General features: G+C 37.9%; 18 protein-coding genes. 11 read left to right on the top strand and 7 right to left on the bottom strand.

The features are described from left to right. Positions 1-66 precede the first annotated feature (66 nt). The gene (locus COCH_RS00170; RefSeq protein ID WP_012796839.1) at positions 67-390 is read right to left on the bottom strand and encodes a hypothetical protein; all 324 of its coding nucleotides are present in this window, start codon (positions 388-390) and stop codon (positions 67-69) included. A 247-nt stretch (positions 391-637) separates the two neighbouring features. Between COCH_RS00170 and COCH_RS12095 the strand changes: the two genes are divergently transcribed. From COCH_RS12095 to ftsZ, 8 genes are all read left to right on the top strand, one after another. After that, positions 638-859, top strand: coding sequence for a hypothetical protein (locus COCH_RS12095; protein WP_041546577.1), 222 nt, complete (start codon positions 638-640; stop codon positions 857-859). A 457-nt stretch (positions 860-1316) separates the two neighbouring features. Continuing rightward, entirely contained in the window at positions 1317-2327 is a 1011-nt protein-coding gene (locus tag COCH_RS00160) for a beta-ketoacyl-ACP synthase III (RefSeq protein WP_012796838.1), read from the top strand. Positions 2328-2359: 32 nt separating this feature from the next. Next, positions 2360-2863: an acetyl-CoA carboxylase biotin carboxyl carrier protein gene (gene accB / locus COCH_RS00155; RefSeq protein ID WP_002672720.1), complete on the top strand. Its 504-nt coding sequence runs from the start codon at positions 2360-2362 to the stop codon at positions 2861-2863. A gap of 11 nt (positions 2864-2874) precedes the next feature. Then, positions 2875-4227 (top strand): acetyl-CoA carboxylase biotin carboxylase subunit, encoded by a 1353-nt coding sequence (accC, locus tag COCH_RS00150; RefSeq protein ID WP_002672717.1) that lies wholly within the window; start codon positions 2875-2877, stop codon positions 4225-4227. 79 nt (positions 4228-4306) lie between these two features. Beyond that, a complete protein-coding gene (locus COCH_RS00145) occupies positions 4307-4750 on the top strand; it encodes a DUF6790 family protein (protein ID WP_012796837.1) in 444 nt (147 codons plus the stop codon). Between the two features lie 2 nt (positions 4751-4752). Further along, positions 4753-5490, top strand: a complete 738-nt coding sequence (gene kdsB, locus COCH_RS00140; RefSeq protein ID WP_012796836.1) for a 3-deoxy-manno-octulosonate cytidylyltransferase — start codon at positions 4753-4755, stop codon at positions 5488-5490. Between the two features lie 251 nt (positions 5491-5741). Then, positions 5742-7169, top strand: a complete 1428-nt coding sequence (ftsA, locus tag COCH_RS00135) for a cell division protein FtsA (RefSeq protein WP_012796835.1) — start codon at positions 5742-5744, stop codon at positions 7167-7169. A 29-nt stretch (positions 7170-7198) separates the two neighbouring features. Beyond that, complete coding sequence (ftsZ, locus tag COCH_RS00130) at positions 7199-8980, top strand: cell division protein FtsZ (RefSeq protein WP_012796834.1); 1782 nt, start codon at positions 7199-7201, stop codon at positions 8978-8980. Positions 8981-9081: 101 nt separating this feature from the next. On the opposite strand, the gene COCH_RS00125 is transcribed toward ftsZ, so the two are convergent. The 6 genes from COCH_RS00125 to COCH_RS12570 all read right to left on the bottom strand — a co-directional run bounded on the left by COCH_RS00125 (position 9082) and on the right by COCH_RS12570 (position 14743). After that, entirely contained in the window at positions 9082-10365 is a 1284-nt protein-coding gene (locus tag COCH_RS00125) for a dihydrolipoamide acetyltransferase family protein (protein WP_012796833.1), read from the bottom strand. A 7-nt stretch (positions 10366-10372) separates the two neighbouring features. Further along, a complete protein-coding gene (locus tag COCH_RS00120) occupies positions 10373-10882 on the bottom strand; it encodes a DUF4252 domain-containing protein (protein WP_012796832.1) in 510 nt (169 codons plus the stop codon). Positions 10883-10897: 15 nt separating this feature from the next. Next, entirely contained in the window at positions 10898-11122 is a 225-nt protein-coding gene (locus tag COCH_RS00115) for a hypothetical protein (protein WP_009421325.1), read from the bottom strand. Positions 11123-11139: 17 nt separating this feature from the next. Further along, positions 11140-11427 (bottom strand): hypothetical protein, encoded by a 288-nt coding sequence (locus COCH_RS00110; RefSeq protein WP_009421394.1) that lies wholly within the window; start codon positions 11425-11427, stop codon positions 11140-11142. A gap of 55 nt (positions 11428-11482) precedes the next feature. Then, positions 11483-14335 (bottom strand): DEAD/DEAH box helicase, encoded by a 2853-nt coding sequence (locus COCH_RS00105; RefSeq protein ID WP_012796831.1) that lies wholly within the window; start codon positions 14333-14335, stop codon positions 11483-11485. 273 nt (positions 14336-14608) lie between these two features. After that, positions 14609-14743, bottom strand: coding sequence for a hypothetical protein (locus tag COCH_RS12570; protein WP_262481556.1), 135 nt, complete (start codon positions 14741-14743; stop codon positions 14609-14611). Positions 14744-14947: 204 nt separating this feature from the next. Here COCH_RS12570 and htpG point away from each other — a divergent pair, with 204 nt between their 5' ends. The 3 genes from htpG to COCH_RS00090 all read left to right on the top strand — a co-directional run bounded on the left by htpG (position 14948) and on the right by COCH_RS00090 (position 18448). After that, entirely contained in the window at positions 14948-16843 is a 1896-nt protein-coding gene (gene htpG / locus COCH_RS00100; protein WP_012796830.1) for a molecular chaperone HtpG, read from the top strand. Positions 16844-17022: 179 nt separating this feature from the next. Then, positions 17023-17760, top strand: coding sequence for an EthD domain-containing protein (locus tag COCH_RS00095; RefSeq protein WP_012796829.1), 738 nt, complete (start codon positions 17023-17025; stop codon positions 17758-17760). Between the two features lie 115 nt (positions 17761-17875). Further along, a complete protein-coding gene (locus COCH_RS00090; RefSeq protein ID WP_012796828.1) occupies positions 17876-18448 on the top strand; it encodes a PhnA domain-containing protein in 573 nt (190 codons plus the stop codon). The last annotated feature ends 10 nt before the right edge of the window (positions 18449-18458 follow it).

Genomic DNA, 18458 nt, shown 5'->3' with positions numbered 1-18458 from the left:
AGCAATGAACAGCTCTTTTTTATTAAACTCATTATAATTGAGTTATGAATACAATAACTTGCCTATCTATTTGTTTAGTAAAATTGCTATGTAAAGTAGTGCTGAGAATATTGCTACTAAAAGGGTAGTGGGAGCAGGTACTTTTATTGCTAAAAATACTGTAAAAAGTACTAATAGCACGTTTATAGCAAGTACATAACGAAAAGTAATAGGCAGTTGTAACTGATAGTGTAAGCCATTGGCTAAACCGGCAAAAATAAGGGCTAATCCTGCACTGAAAAACCAAAAGGCTTCTGCCGAAAGTTGGTCGTATTTCTTGAAACTAATTGCTGAATGGGCTATGCCCAATAGCATAATTCCAATAATAGCAACCGTATACAATGTTTTCATCGGTATAAAAGTTTATAATTACTTTGCAAAGATACTAATTAATACCGAATTAATACCATAATACCAATAATACTGATTAATATCAGAAATGACAGGAATACCAAATCAATGACGGTGTGAGTCACACTGGCAGGTGTGAGCCACATAGGCGGATAAAATTAGTGAATGGGTTAATTAGCAAATTAGCAAATGGGGGTGGGGGAATAAAATAATGTAGATGAAACGCTTATTTAATGATTAATGATTAATGGTTAATTTGGGAGAAGCTTATAGAAAGCTTATAGGAAAGACGAACAAAAGACGAACAAAAGACGAACAAAAGACGAACAAAAGACGAACAAAAGACGAACAAAAGACGAACAAAAGACGAACAAAAGACGAACAAAAGACGAACAAAAGACGAACAAAAGACGAACAAAGAACGAACAAAGAACGAACAAAGAACGGTGCGAGCCGCACGGGCAGATAGAGAAAAGACGAATAAAAGACGGTGCGAGCCGCACGGGCAGATGAGGAAAAGACGAAGGAAGAGCGATGTTAAAGCGAAGGTAAGTTGAAGTTGAGGTAAAGATAAAAAGATGGTTATTGAAGATTTTCAACTTTGTTAGAGTTTCAAATTTTGGCAAAGTTTATACATAAACGAATGATGAACAAATGAAACCTGAGTAGCAGGGTGGAGATAGAGTGTTTTATAATAGTTTAAAAGTTCATTTTATTAGGGTTTTATTTATTTGTAAAAATTTTGCATCATTAAAAATAAGCTCTTAAAAGGATATTCAGTAAAAAAACTCTTTGCATATTGGTGCTAAATCAAAAATATTATGTACTTTTGCCCCAAATTTACATAGTGGGCTTTGTGAAAAAACTACTTATTGGAGTTAATAATCACTATGTGAGTTATATAAAAATTAATTTAGAGAATTACGATGGAGAAAATAACCGCTGCCATTACGGCTATCGGAGGCTATGTACCTGAAGATGTTCTAACCAATGAAATGTTAGAAAAAATGGTAGATACTAACGATGAGTGGATTTACACCCGTACAGGTATCAAAGAAAGACGCATACTTAAAGACCCTAATAAAGGTTCATCATTTTTAGGAATTGAAGCCGCTAAAGACCTTATTCGCAAAACAGGTCTTGACCCCAAAGAAATAGACTTAGTTATTTTGGCTACGGCTACCCCTGATATGCCTGTAGCCCTTACAGGTCCTTATGTGGCGTCGCAAATAGGTGCTGTGAATGCTTTTTCATTCGATTTGCAAGCTGCGTGTTCGAGCTTCCTATTTGGGGTTTCGGTAGCTGCTAAATACATAGAATCAGGGCGTTATAAAAAAGTGCTCTTGGTGGGGGCAGACAAAATGTCGTCTATCATAGACTATACCGATAGAGCTACTTGCATTATCTTCGGCGATGGGGGAGGGGCTGCACTCTTTGAACCCAACTATGAAGGTTTAGGTGTGCAGGACGAACTCTTAAGAAGTGATGGAATAGGACGTAACTATTTGTACATCAAAGCAGGAGGTTCTCTCTGTCCGACTACGGCTGAAACAGTGGCTAACAAAGACCATTTTGTATTCCAAGACGGTAAAACGGTGTTTAAATACGCGGTTACAGGAATGGCTGACATAGCAGAGGAGCTTATCAAACGCAACGGTTTGACCTCAAACGAAGTGCAATGGCTTACGCCTCACCAAGCTAATAAACGCATTATTGATGCTACTGCCGAGCGTATGGGATTACCTGCTGAAAAAGTGATGCTCAACATTCACAAGTACGGCAATACAACTTCGGCAACCATCATCTTAGCTCTTAACGACTACGAAAACCAACTCAAAAAAGGAGACAATATAGTATTGGTAGCCTTTGGGGGAGGTTTCACTTGGGGAGCTATTTACTTAAAATGGGCATACGACGGAGCCCTTTATCACAAATAAGGAACAACCATTGAGAAAAATACAATACACGTATGGATTTAAGAGACATTCAAAATTTAATTAAGTTTGTTGCCAAGTCGGGGGCAAGCGAAGTGAAATTGGAAATGGAAGATGTAAAAATCACCATTAAAACGAACCCTGATGAAAGTGGCAAAGAGCAAGTGTTTGTACAACAATTGCCCGTAGCACAACAGCTACCGCAATTGCCTTTGCAACAGCAAGTGCCTGTACAACAACTTCCTACAGCTGAACCTGCTGACAGCAAACCAGCAACACCTGCCGATGACGATAGCAAATACATTACTATCAAATCGCCGATGATTGGTACTTTTTATCGTCGTCCTGGTCCAGACAAACCGCTATTTGTGGAAGTAGGTTCTACCATAGCCAAAGGTAGTGTGATTTGCATTATTGAGGCGATGAAACTCTTCAACGAAATAGAATCAGAAGTTTCTGGTAAGATAGTTAAAATATTGGTTGATGATTCTTCACCTGTAGAATTTGACCAGCCATTGTATTTAGTGGATCCTTCATAAACCAAACAATTATGTTTAAAAAAATATTGATAGCCAACCGTGGAGAAATTGCCTTACGCGTGATACGTACGTGTCGCGAAATGGGTATCAAATCGGTAGCCGTATACTCTACTGCCGATGCTGACAGCTTGCACGTGCGTTTTGCGGATGAAGCTGTGTGTATAGGTCCTCCACCCAGCAAAGATTCATACTTAAAAATACCTAATATTATAGCCGCTGCCGAAATTACCAATGCCGATGCCATACACCCAGGCTACGGATTTCTTTCGGAAAATGCGAAATTCTCGAAGATTTGTGCAGAACACGGCATTAAGTTTATAGGCGCATCGCCTGAAATGATTGAAAAAATGGGTGATAAGGCATCAGCTAAAGCGACTATGAAAGCCGCAGGAGTGCCTACCGTACCAGGTTCTGACGGGCTCGTAGAATCGTTGGAGCACGCTAAAAAGATAGCTGCTGAAATAGGCTACCCTGTGATGCTGAAAGCTACTGCCGGTGGGGGAGGTCGCGGTATGCGCGATGTATGGAAAGAGGAAGACCTCGAGAAAGCCCTCAACAGTGCGATGCAGGAAGCAGGAGCTGCCTTTGGTAACGATGCGATGTATATGGAAAAGCTGATTGTAGACCCTCGTCACATTGAGATACAAATCGTAGGCGACCAATACGGCAAGGCTTGTCACCTTTCAGAACGCGATTGCTCGATACAGCGTCGCCACCAGAAACTTACCGAAGAAACGCCGTCGCCTTTTATGACGGACGACCTTCGCAAGCGTATGGGAGAAGCTGCAGTGAAAGCTGCTGAGTATATCAAATATGAAGGGGCAGGAACGGTAGAGTTCTTGGTAGACAAAGATCGCAATTTCTACTTTATGGAGATGAATACTCGTATACAAGTAGAGCACCCTATCACTGAACAGGTGATAGACTACGACCTTATTCGCGAGCAGATATTGGTAGCTGCCGGAGTGCCTATCTCAGGTAAGAACTACACGCCTAAACTGCACGCCATAGAGTGTCGTATCAATGCGGAAGACCCTTATAACGACTTCCGTCCGTCGCCAGGTAAGATTACCACCTTGCACGCCCCAGGAGGTCACGGAGTACGCCTCGATACTCACGTGTACAGTGGTTATGTAATTCCGCCTAACTACGACTCGATGATTGCAAAACTCATCACTACAGCGCAAACCCGTGAGGAAGCAATTGCCAAGATGAAACGCGCCTTAGACGAGTTTGTAGTAGAAGGAGTGAAAACTACGATTCCGTTCCACTTGCAACTAATGGACGACCCCGATTACTTAGCAGGCAATTACACTACTAAGTTTATGGAGGATTTCCAGATGAAACCCCAAGTGGCAGAATAATGAAGTAGAAATGATTATATAAAGAAAGGGACTGTCTAACTCAAGAGAAAGATAGTCCCTTTTATATAGTTACAATACTATGATATATCTTGTTGTATATTTTATTTGTTGGTTGCTGGCTGTTGTACTGTATACTTTTTCATTCGATGAAAGCTTTGTATATACCGCATTATACACTCATTTGGTTTATGGAGTAGGCTTTTTTGGCTTGTTTAACTTTGTAGGGCACTCGGTACTCAGTGAGAAAGTAGCTAAAACCATAGGATGGGTATCTAATGGTTTTCAAAAAGAATTGGGGTTTGTGTCGTTGGGGATAGGCATTTGTGGTATATTGTGCCATTGGTTTCGCGACGGATTCTGGTTGGCAACGGCTATTCCGTTTAGTGTATTCTTGATAGGAGCAGCCTTGTTGCACATCGCTGAGATGAAGCGAAAACACAATTTCAACAAAGGGAACGTATGGATTATACTTCCTGATTTGCTAATGCCCCTAACGTTATTAATATTGTTTATACTGAATTAGAGATGAAACTGATAGCAATGATACCTGCCCGCTACGGAGCGACCCGCTTTCCTGCAAAGCTGATGCAAGACCTTTGTGGCAAGCCTGTAATTGTACATACTTATGAACGTGTAGCTGATACCCGCTTGTTTGACGAAGTGTATGTGGTAACTGATGATGACCGTATAGAAAAAGTGATACGGGAGGTAGGAGGCAAAGTAATTCGCAGTAAAAAAGAACACAATAGTGGCAGTGACCGTTTGGCAGAAGCTTCAAGAGATTTAGACGTAGATATTATTGTGAATGTACAAGGAGATGAGCCTTTTACAGATAAAGAGAACTTACAAAAAGTAATTGATATTTTTGCTAAAGACCTTACTAAAAGCATAGCGGTAGCAAGCCTAATGGAGCGTATTATCGACCCAGATGATATTGCAAACCCAAACAATGTGAAGGTAGTAGTGAACAAATTTGGAGAGGCACTCTATTTTTCGAGGAATATCATTCCCTTTCCTCGCGACCCTAACACCAAGGTGTCTTATTACAAGCACATAGGTATTTACGCCTATCGCAAAGAAGCATTACAACAGTTCACCGAGTTACCTCCTTCCTTATTAGAAGAAACGGAAAAATTAGAACAGCTTCGTTACTTAGAAAATGGGTTTAAAATACGTTTAGCGCTAACCGATATTCCTACTATAGGGATTGATACCCCCGAAGATTTGGAGAGGGCACGTAAGCGATTGATTACACAAAAGTGATAAAAACAGAGAGAAAAAGACTAAAATTGAGGGGAATAAAGCAGAAAATTAGCAAATTATTAACATTGATTATCAGCTGTTTATAAAAATGTTGATAACTTATTAATAAAAAAATGCTGTAAAGTTTCTTTTTTTCTATATCTTTGCTACGTCTAAAGAAGTGTAAAGACACGAATAGAGCGACCTAATTAATAACGAATTAAACAAAAAATTATCGGCTATACATCTAGATATAGTTGTTTAAGTGAAAAATGAAATATAACAAGTATTACGTAGGGTTAGATATCGGGACTACCAAGATTGTAACTATGGTAGGGGCAAAGAACGAATACGGGAAGATTCAGATTTTAGGTTATGGGCAATCTAAAAGTGAAGGCATCAATAAAGGAGTAGTAACTAACATTGCTAAAACTACTCAATCTATTATGGATGCTATTCAAGATGCCAAAGAAAAGACAGGCTTAGAAATTGAGAATGTAGAAGCAGGTATCGCAGGACAAAATATCATAAGTCGTTCACATAGCGATTATATTACCCGTACAGACCCTGAACAACTTATAGACTTTGACGATTTGGAACGCCTGAAAGAACAGGTGTTCTCTATAGCACTTTCACCAGGACAAAAGATAATTCACGCACTCCCTCAGGACTATAAAGTAGATAATGTGGGAGATATTAAAGAACCTATCGGTATGATGGGGACGCGTTTAGATGCTACTTTTCACTTAGTTATCGGGCAAGTAAGCGCTATCAAAGGGATTACTCGTTGTGTGGAAATGGCACACCTAAAGCCCATAGGTCTTACTTTGGAACCTATTGCTTCTGCTAAAGCTGTATTAAGCGAAGAGGAAAAAGATGCAGGGGTGGTGTTAGTGGATATAGGAGGTGGTACCACTGATGTAGCTATCTTTAAAGATGGTATTATCCGCCATACAGCCGTAGTGCCTTTAGGAGGTAATATTATTACTGATGATATAAAAGAAGGTTGTGGAATACTCACCCGTCAAGCCGAGATGCTGAAAGTAGAATTTGGGTCAGCTTGGCCAGGAGAGAACCGAGATAATGAGATAGTATCTATTCCTGGTATTAAAGGGAAGGAACCTAAAGAAATAACACTTAAAAACCTTTCTAAAATTATTCACGCAAGAGTAAGTGAGATTATCAATTTAGTATTTAACGTGATTAAAAATTACGGTCACGAAGAAACTAAAAAGAAACTGTTTGCGGGAGTAGTACTCACAGGAGGTGGAAGCCAACTGAAGCATATTGTTCAGTTAGTAGAATATATTACGGGAATGGATGCCCGCATAGGTTATCCTAATGAGCACTTAGCAGGTAACTCTGACCCTAAACTTACTTCGCCTATTTACTCTACGGCTATAGGTCTTGTAATGAGCGCTATTGAAAATGAAGCAGAAGAGCAATTTAAAAAACGCTTCCAGGAAGTAAAAGCTCAAGAGACAATAGAGAACGGAAAGGGAGTGGTAGTGGAGCCTTTATCAGCAGATTTGCAGGATTCATCACTTGAAAAACAACCTATCACAATAGTAGATTCACCAAAAATAAATGTTTTTCAGGATAAAGATGAAGATGATGAATTAGAGATACATAAAACTAGTAGAGGCTGGTGGAGTAAATTAAATGAAAAACTAAAGGACTTCTTAGATAGTGAAGATTAAGTAGAAACAAATAATTATGATTTTTTGATATGAATTCGGACATTCAATTTGATTTGCCAAAGAATATTAGTAACTATATCAAAGTTATTGGCGTAGGAGGCGGAGGGTGCAACGCCGTGAATTTCATGCACAACGAAGGTATAAAAGGGGTAGATTATGTGGTCTGTAATACAGATGCACAAGCTTTGGAAAACAGCCCTATCCCTAATAAAATTCAATTAGGAGTTACCCTTACTGAAGGATTAGGAGCAGGAGCCAATCCTGATATTGGTGAAAAAGCGGCTCTTGAAAGTATTGAGGATATCCAACGTACTTTGGAAGGGAATACCCAAATGGTATTTATCACAGCTGGTATGGGTGGTGGAACAGGAACTGGAGCAGTGCCCGTAATAGCTAAACAAGCTAAGGATATGGGTATTCTTACCGTTGCTATTGTAACTACTCCATTTAATTATGAAGGCTTAAAGCGTAGCCGACAAGCACAAGCAGGTATAAAAAAACTGCGCGACTGTGTAGATTCTCTTATTGTTATCAATAATAATAAAATCAACGAAATATACGGTGATTTGAGTATTAAAGAGAGTTATGGGAAGGCGAATGAGATATTATTAAAAGGAGCTAAAGGTATGGCTGAGGTAATCAGTAAGCACTACCTTGTAAATATCGACTTACGCGATGCTCGTACCGTACTTGAAAACGGGGGAACAGCTATTATGGGCTCAGCCTCAGCTGAAGGTGATAACAGAGCTTATGAGGCTGTTTCAGCAGCCTTGAACTCTCCTTTACTAAATGATAATAAGATAGCAGGTGCTAAAAACGCTCTTCTTTTGATTACTTATGGTAAAAAAGAAGCTACTCAGCGTGAAGTTACTGAAATAAGTAGTTTTATTCAAGAGCAAGCAGGTGATAATATGGCTGACCTTATCTATGGGATAGGTGAAGATGAATCATTAGGAGAGGCTATTTCTGTGATAGTTATTGCCACAGGCTTTGATGCTGACCAACAACAAGAAATAGTGAACGCTGAAACCAAAAAGGTAATTCATATTCTTGAGGAAAACCAAACAGCTACTCGTGATTTAACAGAACCTAAAGGAACTGTGGTTAATGCTATAAATAGCGCTTCTCCCATTTCTTCAATCTCTGATATAAAGAAAGAGTCTTCGCTATCAGATTTATTTAATATTTGGGTGGATTGTGAAATAGTTACTGCTGTAAATGATGAGTTTGTGATAGTAGATAAGTCTATTCCTAAAAAGAATAGTTTTCAAACTATTGAAAAAAAAGCTGAAGTGCAAACCCAGCAATCAACATCAGTAAAACACGAAGAGCCCGAAAAAGAAGCTCCAATTATTCACCAATTGAGTGAGGATATTCATAAAGAAATGCCTCAAGTAGAACGCCGGAAGAATCCTCCTGTTGTAAATCAAGAGGGAGAAATTCGTTATACTTTAGAAGACTATACAGAGCTTGAAAGAACTTTTATAGAAGCAAAGCCAACCTCTTTTACAGAAGATAAAAACTCAAACGAGTTTATTCTTTATAAGAAAGAAGAGGATTCTAAGTCCAAAACTTCTCCTTCTTCAGGTCAATTAGATATGTTTGCAGAAGAAGAGGATATAGAGTCTTCTTTGAACCCTATTGACAGTAGAATCTCTGATGTAATGAAACGCTCTCGTTCCAATCGTTTGCAAGATTATAACTACAAGTTTGGAAGTAATAATCAATCACGTACTTCTATGGGGAAAGATAGCGCAGGAGAGATGCAAATAAGAAAAAACAATTCTTATTTACACGACAATGTAGATTAGTTTTATAGGACTCATCTATGAGAAAAACCATATTCTAATAAAAACGGGAAGTTTTAATTAAACTTCCCGTTTTTCTATATAATCACATTATTGAAATTATTTTATAGTACTCTATTCATATCCCACTCTTCAAGATATTTAGCTACACGCTGTACAAACATTCCTCCTAAGGCTCCATTTACAACACGATGGTCATAACTGTGAGAAAGCATTAGTTTATAACGAATGCCTATTGTGTCTCCTTCTGGAGTTTCAATTACAGCAGGAACTTTTTGGATAGCTCCTATTGCTAAGATACCTACTTGTGGCTGATTAATAATAGGAGTGCCAAACAAAGTGCCAAATGAACCTATATTGGTTACTGTATATGTACCATCTTTCACTTCATCGGGCTTGAGTGCATTAGCACGAGCTCTATTAGCAAGGTCATTTACTACTTTTGCCATACCTCTTAAACTGAGCTCATCAGCGTTTTTTATAACGGGAACAATTAGGTTGCCGTCTGATAGCGCAGTAGCCATACCTATATTAATATTTCTCTTCTTGATAATGCTATCCCCTTCTACTGAGACATTCATCATAGGAAAATCAACAAGTGCTTTGGCAACCACTTCCATAAAGATAGGTGTAAAAGTGAATTTCTCACCTTCGCGCTCTTCAAATGCTTTTTTTACTTTATTGCGCCATTTCCATATACGGGTTACATCTACCTCAATAAAACTTTGTACGTGTGCTGAAGTAAGTTTACTTTTTAGCATATGCTCTGCAATGAGTTTACCCATACGACTCATCTCAATTCGTTCTTCACCGCGTTTGGTATAAACTCTCTTATCGGCAGGAGTAGCATCAAAAGTAGCTGAAGGCTTTGCTTTTCCTTGTGTCCTATGCGATAGATAGTCAAGAATATCACTCTTGGTTACACGGTCGTTTAAGCCTGTTCCTTTGATGCTGTCTAACTCGCTTAAACTGATACCTTCTTTCTTAGCGATATTCTTTACCAAAGGTGAATAGAAACGCTCTGTTTTGCTGAAGTCTACTTGTGGCTCAGCTGAGGTACTTTGTTGTATGTTAGCAATGTTCTTTTCTAAACTTGCAACCGATTGTTGTACAACATCAAGCTTTTCTCCAGAAGTGCTAATCTCTTCTTGTGTCTCAATAACAGCTATTACTTCACCTACTTTCACAACGTCATTCACTTGAAACTTGATTTCAGCCAATATACCCGACACATCAGTAGGTACTTCAGTATCTACTTTATCTGTGGATACTTCCACAATACTTTCTTCGGCTTCTACAGGATCGCCTACTTTTTTCAGCCAGTTGGTAACAACAGCCTCTGTTACACTTTCTCCTAATGAAGGGAAAATTAATTCATGTCTTGCCATTTTCCTGCTACTTTATTTCTTTAACCTCTTGTGGGAGGTTCATATTTTTGGTTAATACGCTTATTTTATTAAGGTCTATATCGCCTGTGAGCGATAATACAATAGTTTGTTTTGAAGTCTCGGTCGGTTCTACAAGCATTAGCAGTTCCGATACGTGGGTAGCATCTTTCCCTTCTTTGGTGTAGAATTTCACATTTTGAGCTTTGTCTTTTACTCGCATTAATTCTGATAGCCCTGCTGTTTTAAGATACTGTTGTGCTTCCGTTTTCATTAACCCAGCAGCCGTTTTATTTTCAGTCGTGAATATCTTCATTCCTTTGAGCTTATTAGCAACTTCCATAAACTCTTTAGCTTCCGCATCTTTACTGTCAATTTTTGATAGCATCTGAAACATCTTCTGTGATACTACCACAGTGCTAATATCTTTATTGGTTTCTAACTTTTCAAAGGCTGTCTGTCCGTTAACAGCTATGGTCACCCAAAAAGCAGATAGCATTAATATTTTCTTTATTTTCATAGTAACAATATGTTGTTAATGTTCTTTAACGATTTTGTTTTTAGTTTCTTCATACTCTTTGAGGTATTGCACTTTCTCAGCGCCTTTATTATATTCCTCTGAGAGTATTAAAAGCCCTTTTCTTATTACTTGGTAGTTATACTCTGCTTCTTTGCATTCGCGTTGCTGTTTCACCCAATAAAAAGAGCCTAATCCTATCGCCACCGCTATGAGTACACAAATTGCAATAGTTTTTTTCATATTTTCTTGTAACTTTGTTAATGTCTTCTGAATATTGATAAATCAAAGTCAAGGAAGTAAAGAGTTATCAATATTAATACTAATAACACTATCCAAAAAGTTTTGTTTACCCCTGCGTTTTTTCGGTTGCGACTCTCACTGCGGATAGAACGCCATTCTTCCGTGAAGTGCTTCGTCACAGTTTCGCGGTCTTTTCGAATGCGTGAGCCCATCTCAAAAGGGTTACCTTCTTCCTTCCCTTCGTAATAACGAGGAGTATAGTTAAAGCGCTTGTTTTTTGGTAATTTAAATAATCTAATCTTCATAATGATGCAAAGGTAAAAAATAATTGATAATTAACAATAAAATATTGCACAAAAATTATTCCAATAAGCTATTAATTTGTTCCATTACTTCCTTAATGATGTGATTTTCATCGATAATGTTTTCGGAAAGTTCTGTTTTACTTTTCTGTAATTTGATGATTTTTTCCTCAATGGTATCCTTGCTCACAAAGCGTATTACGTTCACTTTATTTTGTTGCTCTATACGGTGAGCCCTCCCAATAGCTTGCTTTTCAGAAAACGGATTCCACCACGGGTCTAATAACAAAACATAAGATGCCTGCGTGAGATTTAACCCTACCTCACCTGCTTTAAGCGAAATGAAAAAGAACGATATACTGGGATTGTTCTGAAACATCTCTACTTGGTTCTTGCGCTCAAACGAAGGTGTTTCGCCTGTTAGTTTGGCATATTTTATCCCTTTTTTGTTACACCATTCTTCATAAAGTGCTAAATGACTCACAAAACTGCTAAAAATAAGTGCTTTTCGAGATGATTGTAGCAATTCCTCCATATAATTTATCACTTCTTCGTACTTTCCTGATGCAATTTTACTCTCTTTGTCTACTAATTTAGGGTGTAAGCTTATTTTTCTAAGCCTCATTAGCATATTTAGGGTGTTAAATTCAGTGATTGGCTCATTAATTTGTAAAAGTTGGTTACGCACTTTCGATTTTTCTGTTTCATACCATTTGTGCTGGGCTTCACTCATAGGACAGTAGATAATTTGCTCTTCCATTTCTGGCAAATCGTCAAGCACTTGCTCCTTTGTCCGCCTTAGTAAAAACGGACTGATAATGGTCTTTAACTCCTCTAAGGCTTGTGTGTTTTTCTTTTTGCTGATTTCCACTTCATAGTTCTTGTAAAACGAAGTATAACTTTTCAGTATATTCGGATTGATAAATTGCATCTGCGACCATAAGTCACTGAGTGAATTCTCAATAGGTGTCCCACTCAGCGCAATGCGATGAGTCGCTTTTAAGGTATGTATTGCTTTGAATGTCTTTGAGTTCTTGTTTTTAATACGCTGGCTTTCATCTAAAATGATATACCTAAATTCGTACTTTTGGAACAGTTCCACGTCGCGTTCTACTATCGGATAACTGGTAAAAACCATATCGTAATTGCCTAAGCGTTTGGCTTTTACTTTTCGGTCAGCCCCCACGTATTGTGTGCATTTAAAATGTGGAGCAAACCTTTTAGTCTCGTCATACCAATTAAAAATGAGCGATGAAGGCAGAATAACCAATACTTTTAGAGCCTCTTTACTCTTTTCTATTCCTGAAAAAAGGTCGGCAGTTTCAATCGTTTTTTCGGGTAAAGCATCGTGTATAGCCACCAATAAGGCAATGGTTTGTAGTGTTTTCCCCAGTCCCATATCATCAGCAAGGCACGCCCCAACACCATTGTAATAGTGTTGTAAAAGCCACTCCACACCCTCTATTTGATACGGACGTAAGGTAGCTCGTAGGTTAGGCGAGGGGGTATAACTCACTTTTTCTACTAAGTTCTGAGGTTTTATCTCGGGTACAGCTTCCAAAAGTGCATAGTTACTCTTGCTAATTTGCAGTTTCTCCTGCCTAATTTGTGCATATTTGGCAATACTACCAAACTTACTAAACCATTCTTGAGGAATAATGAAGGCTTTCCCATCAGGAAGTAAGTAAATAGGGTTATTTTCTTTTAAATTCTTGATTAAATCTTTAAAATGAAAGCTATTTTCTCCTTGTTTTACTCTTATATTGAGGTCAAACCAATCGTTTTCGGTACTTGTTTCTGCAAAAATGAGCTCAGGCAGATGTTCACTTATCTCTTTTCCACCTTCTATGCTGAAAGTATGAAAGCCAAAACCTGCTTCTTCCAAATCTTTTTTGCAGTGCAACAGATGAAAATACGAAGCAAAAGGGTCTTTACTTTCAACTGAAAAAGTACCTCCGTCGTTCACAAAACCTAACTGTTCCAAAAGGCGATACTTTCTTGTTTCTTCTTTTTTATTTCGTTGGTAATTATATATTTTTATATCGTTATTGGGGCTTATTTCTAAGTTCGACTGATTGTTTTTCGCTTGATTACTGTCAAAAGTATAACCATTGTAATCAAAGTGTATGTATATTTTGTAATGATTGGCAAAGAAATCGTATAAAATATCCAATTCACTACTTTTTAATTCATTCTGAGTAATAATTTTAAAGCCTTTTGCTTCTACCTGTGCATTTCTAAGTACCTTTTTAAGGAATTTCTCGAAGTATTCGGGAAAAGTTTTTTCGGGAATAAAGGTACTTTCTTTATTCAAAAAAGGTTTAAGGTGCGAAGCTTTAATATGTGCTACTCGCACTACTTGCCCTTTGAGTACAATCCAAGCGTATGAGTTGTTCAGCAGTTCGATATGGCTTTCACAAGGCAATAATTTTTCATCGTCTTCCTGTAACAACAACCGATAACTAATACCTCCTTCAATTTTTGTAAATTCCAATAAAGGTTCAATTATATTCGTGCTTATGGGTAGTATTTTCTTACTGATATCGTCTTTGTGATTGTAGTTAGTAGTGATAAACAAACTATTTTCTGCAATAATAGAAAGTAATTCAGCTGTTTTTTCTTCTATTTGTTGTTGAATGTGCTTTTTTATTTGGGTATTTTTGTATATTTCTTCAAAACTATCCCCTTTTTTGATGTATTTTTGATGTAGAATATTAGGTTGTAGACTATTTACGATACTTAAAGCCTCTTTTTCACTTTCTGATGGTTCAAAGTTAGTCAAACTATGTAATACTTCTGTGGTAGCTTTCTTGTAAAACGAGGCGTATCCGTTTTGTTTTTCGGCTAAATAAGCATTAGGCAAAGATAGTTCTATGGTAGGGTGAAAGCTAAAATCAAAAAATAAAAACATAACTCAATAATCTAATTGCTGTAAGGTTTTGTATTCAGCGGACAAAGGTACAGTATTTTTACAGGAATAAAAAAACTAAGTAACCTCTTTTTATCAACATCGATAGGAAAAAACCTTTATTGAACAACACTTTGCAAGATATTTGTCCTCACTTTGCGAAAATTTCAAACTTTGGTAAAGTTAAAACTTGATATATTATATCTTCACCTTACCTTTATTTTATCACCATTTATTCTTCGTTCATTGTTCGCCTTTTGTTCGTCATTTGTTCGTTCATTGTTCGTTCATTGTTCGTCTTTTGTTCGTCTTTTGTTCGTCATTTCTTCGTCCTTTCTCTATCTGCCCGTGCGACTCGCACCGTCTTTTGTTCGTCTTTTGTTCATCATTTGTTCGTCTTTTGTTCATCATTTGTTCGTCTTTTGTTCGTCTTTTGTTCGTTAATTATTTATCCGCCTGTGCGGCTCGCACCTGCCCGTCGTGCTACGACCTCTCACCTGCCATTTTGTCACCTCCTCCTACTTTGGTACTCTTTTCGCTATATTCCCCCTAGTAAATAACAAATTAAGAGATACGAGTCTTACCTCTTATCTCTTACTTCTTAACTAAATAAAAATGAAAGGAAATATAAACGTCTCTGTGGAAAATATCTTTCCACTCATTAAAAAATTCTTGTACAGCGATCACGAGATATTCTTACGCGAACTCATCTCCAACGCTACCGATGCAACCCTTAAACTGAAACACCTCACTACTATAGGCGAGGCAAAAGTAGAATATGGGAACCCTATCATCGAAGTGAAGGTCGATAAGGACAATAAAACCCTCCATATAATCGACCAAGGTATCGGTATGACTGCTGAAGAGGTCGAAAAGTACATCAACCAAATTGCCTTTTCAGGAGCTGAGGAGTTTTTGGAGAAATATAAAGATACTGCCAAAGACGCCGGAGTGATAGGTCATTTTGGATTGGGCTTCTACTCTGCTTTTATGGTAGCCAAACAAGTGGAAATCATCACCAAATCCTATACCGATGCTCCAGCCGTGCGCTGGGTATGCGACGGTAGTCCTGAATTTACCTTAGAGGAAACCGACCTGCGCACCGAACGCGGTACTGAAATTATCTTGCACATCGCCGATGACTCTACTGAGTTTTTGGAAGACTTCCGTATCGAAGAGTTGTTGCGCAAGTACAACCGCTTTATGCCTATCCCAATTAAATTTGGTACAAAACAAGAGCCGTTACCTCGTCCTGAAAATGCCCCTGAGGATTATAAAACGGAATATGTAACGGTCGATAATATTGTAAATAACCCTAATCCTGCTTGGACAAAACAGCCAGCCGATTTGAAAGATGAGGATTATAAGGCATTCTATCACGAACTCTATCCAATGCAGTTCGATGAACCTCTTTTCTACATTCATCTAAACGTAGATTATCCGTTCCACCTTACCGGTATTCTCTATTTTCCTAAACTTACTAACGATATGCAGTTACAGAAAGACCGCATACAGTTGTATCAAAACCAAGTATTTGTTACCGATAACGTCGAAGGTATAGTGCCCGAGTTTTTAACAATGCTCAAAGGAGTGATAGATTCGCCAGATATTCCGCTAAACGTATCGCGTTCTTACCTCCAATCCGATGGTAATGTAAAGAAGATTGCTAATTACATCACTCGTAAGGTAGCTGATAAGCTGAAATCACTCTTTACTAATAATCGCGACGACTTCCAAAACAAGTGGAACGACATTAAGATAGTGCTCGAATATGGAATGCTTACCGATGATAAATTCTACGAAAAAGCAGCTGATTTTATGTTGTACCCCACTACCGATGGCAAGTATTACACTTTGGCAGAACTAAAAGAAGCAATAAAAGCTGAACAAACCGACAAAAACGGTACTTTGGTAGTGTTATACGCTCAAAATAAAGAACAGCAATACACAGCTATTGAGCAAGCCAAAGAAAAAGGCTACGAAGTGTTGTTGTTGGATAGCCCTATCGTATCGCACTTGGTACAGAAGTTAGAAAGTGATAATGAGAAACTTACTTTCACTCGTGTAGATGCTGCTCCTGTAGCTAAGCTGATACAAAAAGAAGAACCTATCATTGCCAAACTTTCTGACGAAGAGAAAAACACGCTGAAAGCTGAAATCGAGAAGGTAATTCCTAAAGAAGGCTATATGGTGCAGTTAGAAGACTTAGACAGTGATGATACGCCATTTGTTATCAATCAACCTGAATTTATGCGCCGTATGAAGGAAATGAGTGCTACCGGAGGAGGTGGTATGTTCGCTATGGGAGGGTTCCCCGAAGTATATCACGTAGTGGTAAACAGCAATTCTCCTTTAGCCGATGCTATCCTCCACTCTAAAGACGAAGTTCAAAAAGAAAGCCTTATCAAGCAAGCCTTTGATTTAGCACGACTTTCACAAGGTCTCCTTAAAGGTAAAGAACTTGCCGACTTTGTAAAGAGAAATTGGGAAATTAACAAATTAGCAAATTAATAAATGAACACCATTACACTTTGCCAAAGGTTTTAGTAGCTTGTCGTGCTACGACCTTTGGCAAAGTTGAATATAATGATAATTAGGTATTTTTACAATATATTTTGTAGAAACGTTTTGTAAAATCCCTTACAATTTTTTTAGATAATCTTTTAATTATTCTGATAACTTATATTGATATGTTTAAGATTATAATGTTTGTGCGCAAGAAACAGCATCTTAGCACAGAAGAATTTATAAAACTATGGGAAGCACATTCTCAAAAAGTAATAAACTATAAAGAAGCCCTGTTGATAAAGGATTATGCTAAAACATTTCCTTTTCAACCTACTGATGAAAAATCGTCTACACAGCGAGAAACCCTCCCTTTTACCTTTGATGCTATGGGTGAATTGTGGTATGAAAGTAAAGACGATTTTCTCAGAGCCCGAAACACTCCTGAGGGGCAAAAAGCCTTAGCCGACCTCCGTGCCGATGAACTCAAATTTGTAGATATGGCAAACTCCGTAATGTGGCTCGGTACTGAGGAAAGAATATTTGATAAATTGTCTTTTGAAGTTAAAAATTGGACAGTTCTCGATGAGTATTTCTATTTGTCAGATTATGCAGGAAATAGTGTAGCAGACTTTGATAAGTTAATAGCTTTGTTTTCTGAAGATATTACAATGTTAAGTGCCGATGGTTCACAAATGAAAGGTAAAACTGCAGTAATCTCTTTTTTTAAACAATTCTTTGAAAGAAATAAAACTACAAAACATCTTTGGGAAACCATTAAAGTTGCTGAAAATACTCTTGAAACTCATTGGGCTGTCTCAGGAAAACGAAAAGATGGTACTTTCTTTGCCTTTAAAGGTAAAGATACAGCAAAACTAAATTCAGAAGGTAAAATCAATTATTTAAAAGTAGAGTTTTTATAATAAAAATCATCACACGCTGGCGCGAGCTTGTAGCTCGTGCCTCTTTTTTTGTAGTTCAGAGAAAACTCTCTATATTTGCACATTGATTAATTGAAAATCGACAAATTAAATTAAGATGTTACAAGAACTAAAATCCCGTAGTGGTAATTGTTGTGAGCTCTGTGGAGCTACTGAAAACCTAAGTGTATATACTGTGCCTCCTGCTAGAAACGAAAGTACAGATGATAGCCTTTTGGTATGTGGTACTTGCCTTAGTCAAATACAAAATCCCGAAACGATGGATAGCAACCATTGGCGTTGCCTCAACGATAGTATGTGGAGCGAACACCGCCCTGTAAAGATAATGGCGTGGCGTCTCCTCAACCGACTCAAAAACGAAGGCTGGTCGCTCGACCTTCTCAATATGATGTATTTAGATGAGGAAGAATTGGCTTTTGCCCAGGCTTCCGATGACCATTTGGAAGAGAGCGAAAAGGTAATTCACAAAGATAGCAATGGGGCAATACTCGCTAATGGTGATAATGTAGTACTTATCAAAGACCTGAAAGTAAAAGGCACTAGTATGACAGCTAAACAAGGTACTGTTGTGCGCAAAATCACTCTCGACCCCGAAAATGCTGAATATATAGAAGGCAAAGTTGATGGACAACAAATCGTTATCCTTACTCAATATGTAAAGAAAGCATAATATTGTATGA

The organism is Capnocytophaga ochracea DSM 7271, assembly GCF_000023285.1.
GTDB classification, from domain to species: domain Bacteria; phylum Bacteroidota; class Bacteroidia; order Flavobacteriales; family Flavobacteriaceae; genus Capnocytophaga; species Capnocytophaga ochracea.
This window is presented reverse-complemented; position numbering and strand designations above follow the sequence as displayed.

Bases quoted from the DNA above. Each gene is read 5' to 3' on its own strand.
- COCH_RS00170 (WP_012796839.1), bottom strand. From the start codon at position 390: ATGAAAACATTGTATACGGTTGCTATTATTGGAATTATGCTATTGGGC.
- COCH_RS12095 (WP_041546577.1), top strand. From the start codon at position 638: ATGGTTAATTTGGGAGAAGCTTATAGAAAGCTTATAGGAAAGACGAAC.
- COCH_RS00160 (WP_012796838.1), top strand. From the start codon at position 1,317: ATGGAGAAAATAACCGCTGCCATTACGGCTATCGGAGGCTATGTACCT.
- accB (WP_002672720.1), top strand. From the start codon at position 2,360: ATGGATTTAAGAGACATTCAAAATTTAATTAAGTTTGTTGCCAAGTCG.
- accC (WP_002672717.1), top strand. From the start codon at position 2,875: ATGTTTAAAAAAATATTGATAGCCAACCGTGGAGAAATTGCCTTACGC.
- COCH_RS00145 (WP_012796837.1), top strand. From the start codon at position 4,307: ATGATATATCTTGTTGTATATTTTATTTGTTGGTTGCTGGCTGTTGTA.
- kdsB (WP_012796836.1), top strand. From the start codon at position 4,753: ATGAAACTGATAGCAATGATACCTGCCCGCTACGGAGCGACCCGCTTT.
- ftsA (WP_012796835.1), top strand. From the start codon at position 5,742: ATGAAATATAACAAGTATTACGTAGGGTTAGATATCGGGACTACCAAG.
- ftsZ (WP_012796834.1), top strand. From the start codon at position 7,199: ATGAATTCGGACATTCAATTTGATTTGCCAAAGAATATTAGTAACTAT.
- COCH_RS00125 (WP_012796833.1), bottom strand. From the start codon at position 10,365: ATGGCAAGACATGAATTAATTTTCCCTTCATTAGGAGAAAGTGTAACA.
- COCH_RS00120 (WP_012796832.1), bottom strand. From the start codon at position 10,882: ATGAAAATAAAGAAAATATTAATGCTATCTGCTTTTTGGGTGACCATA.
- COCH_RS00115 (WP_009421325.1), bottom strand. From the start codon at position 11,122: ATGAAAAAAACTATTGCAATTTGTGTACTCATAGCGGTGGCGATAGGA.
- COCH_RS00110 (WP_009421394.1), bottom strand. From the start codon at position 11,427: ATGAAGATTAGATTATTTAAATTACCAAAAAACAAGCGCTTTAACTAT.
- COCH_RS00105 (WP_012796831.1), bottom strand. From the start codon at position 14,335: ATGTTTTTATTTTTTGATTTTAGCTTTCACCCTACCATAGAACTATCT.
- COCH_RS12570 (WP_262481556.1), bottom strand. From the start codon at position 14,743: ATGATGAACAAAAGACGAACAAATGATGAACAAAAGACGAACAAAAGA.
- htpG (WP_012796830.1), top strand. From the start codon at position 14,948: ATGAAAGGAAATATAAACGTCTCTGTGGAAAATATCTTTCCACTCATT.
- COCH_RS00095 (WP_012796829.1), top strand. From the start codon at position 17,023: ATGTTTAAGATTATAATGTTTGTGCGCAAGAAACAGCATCTTAGCACA.
- COCH_RS00090 (WP_012796828.1), top strand. From the start codon at position 17,876: ATGTTACAAGAACTAAAATCCCGTAGTGGTAATTGTTGTGAGCTCTGT.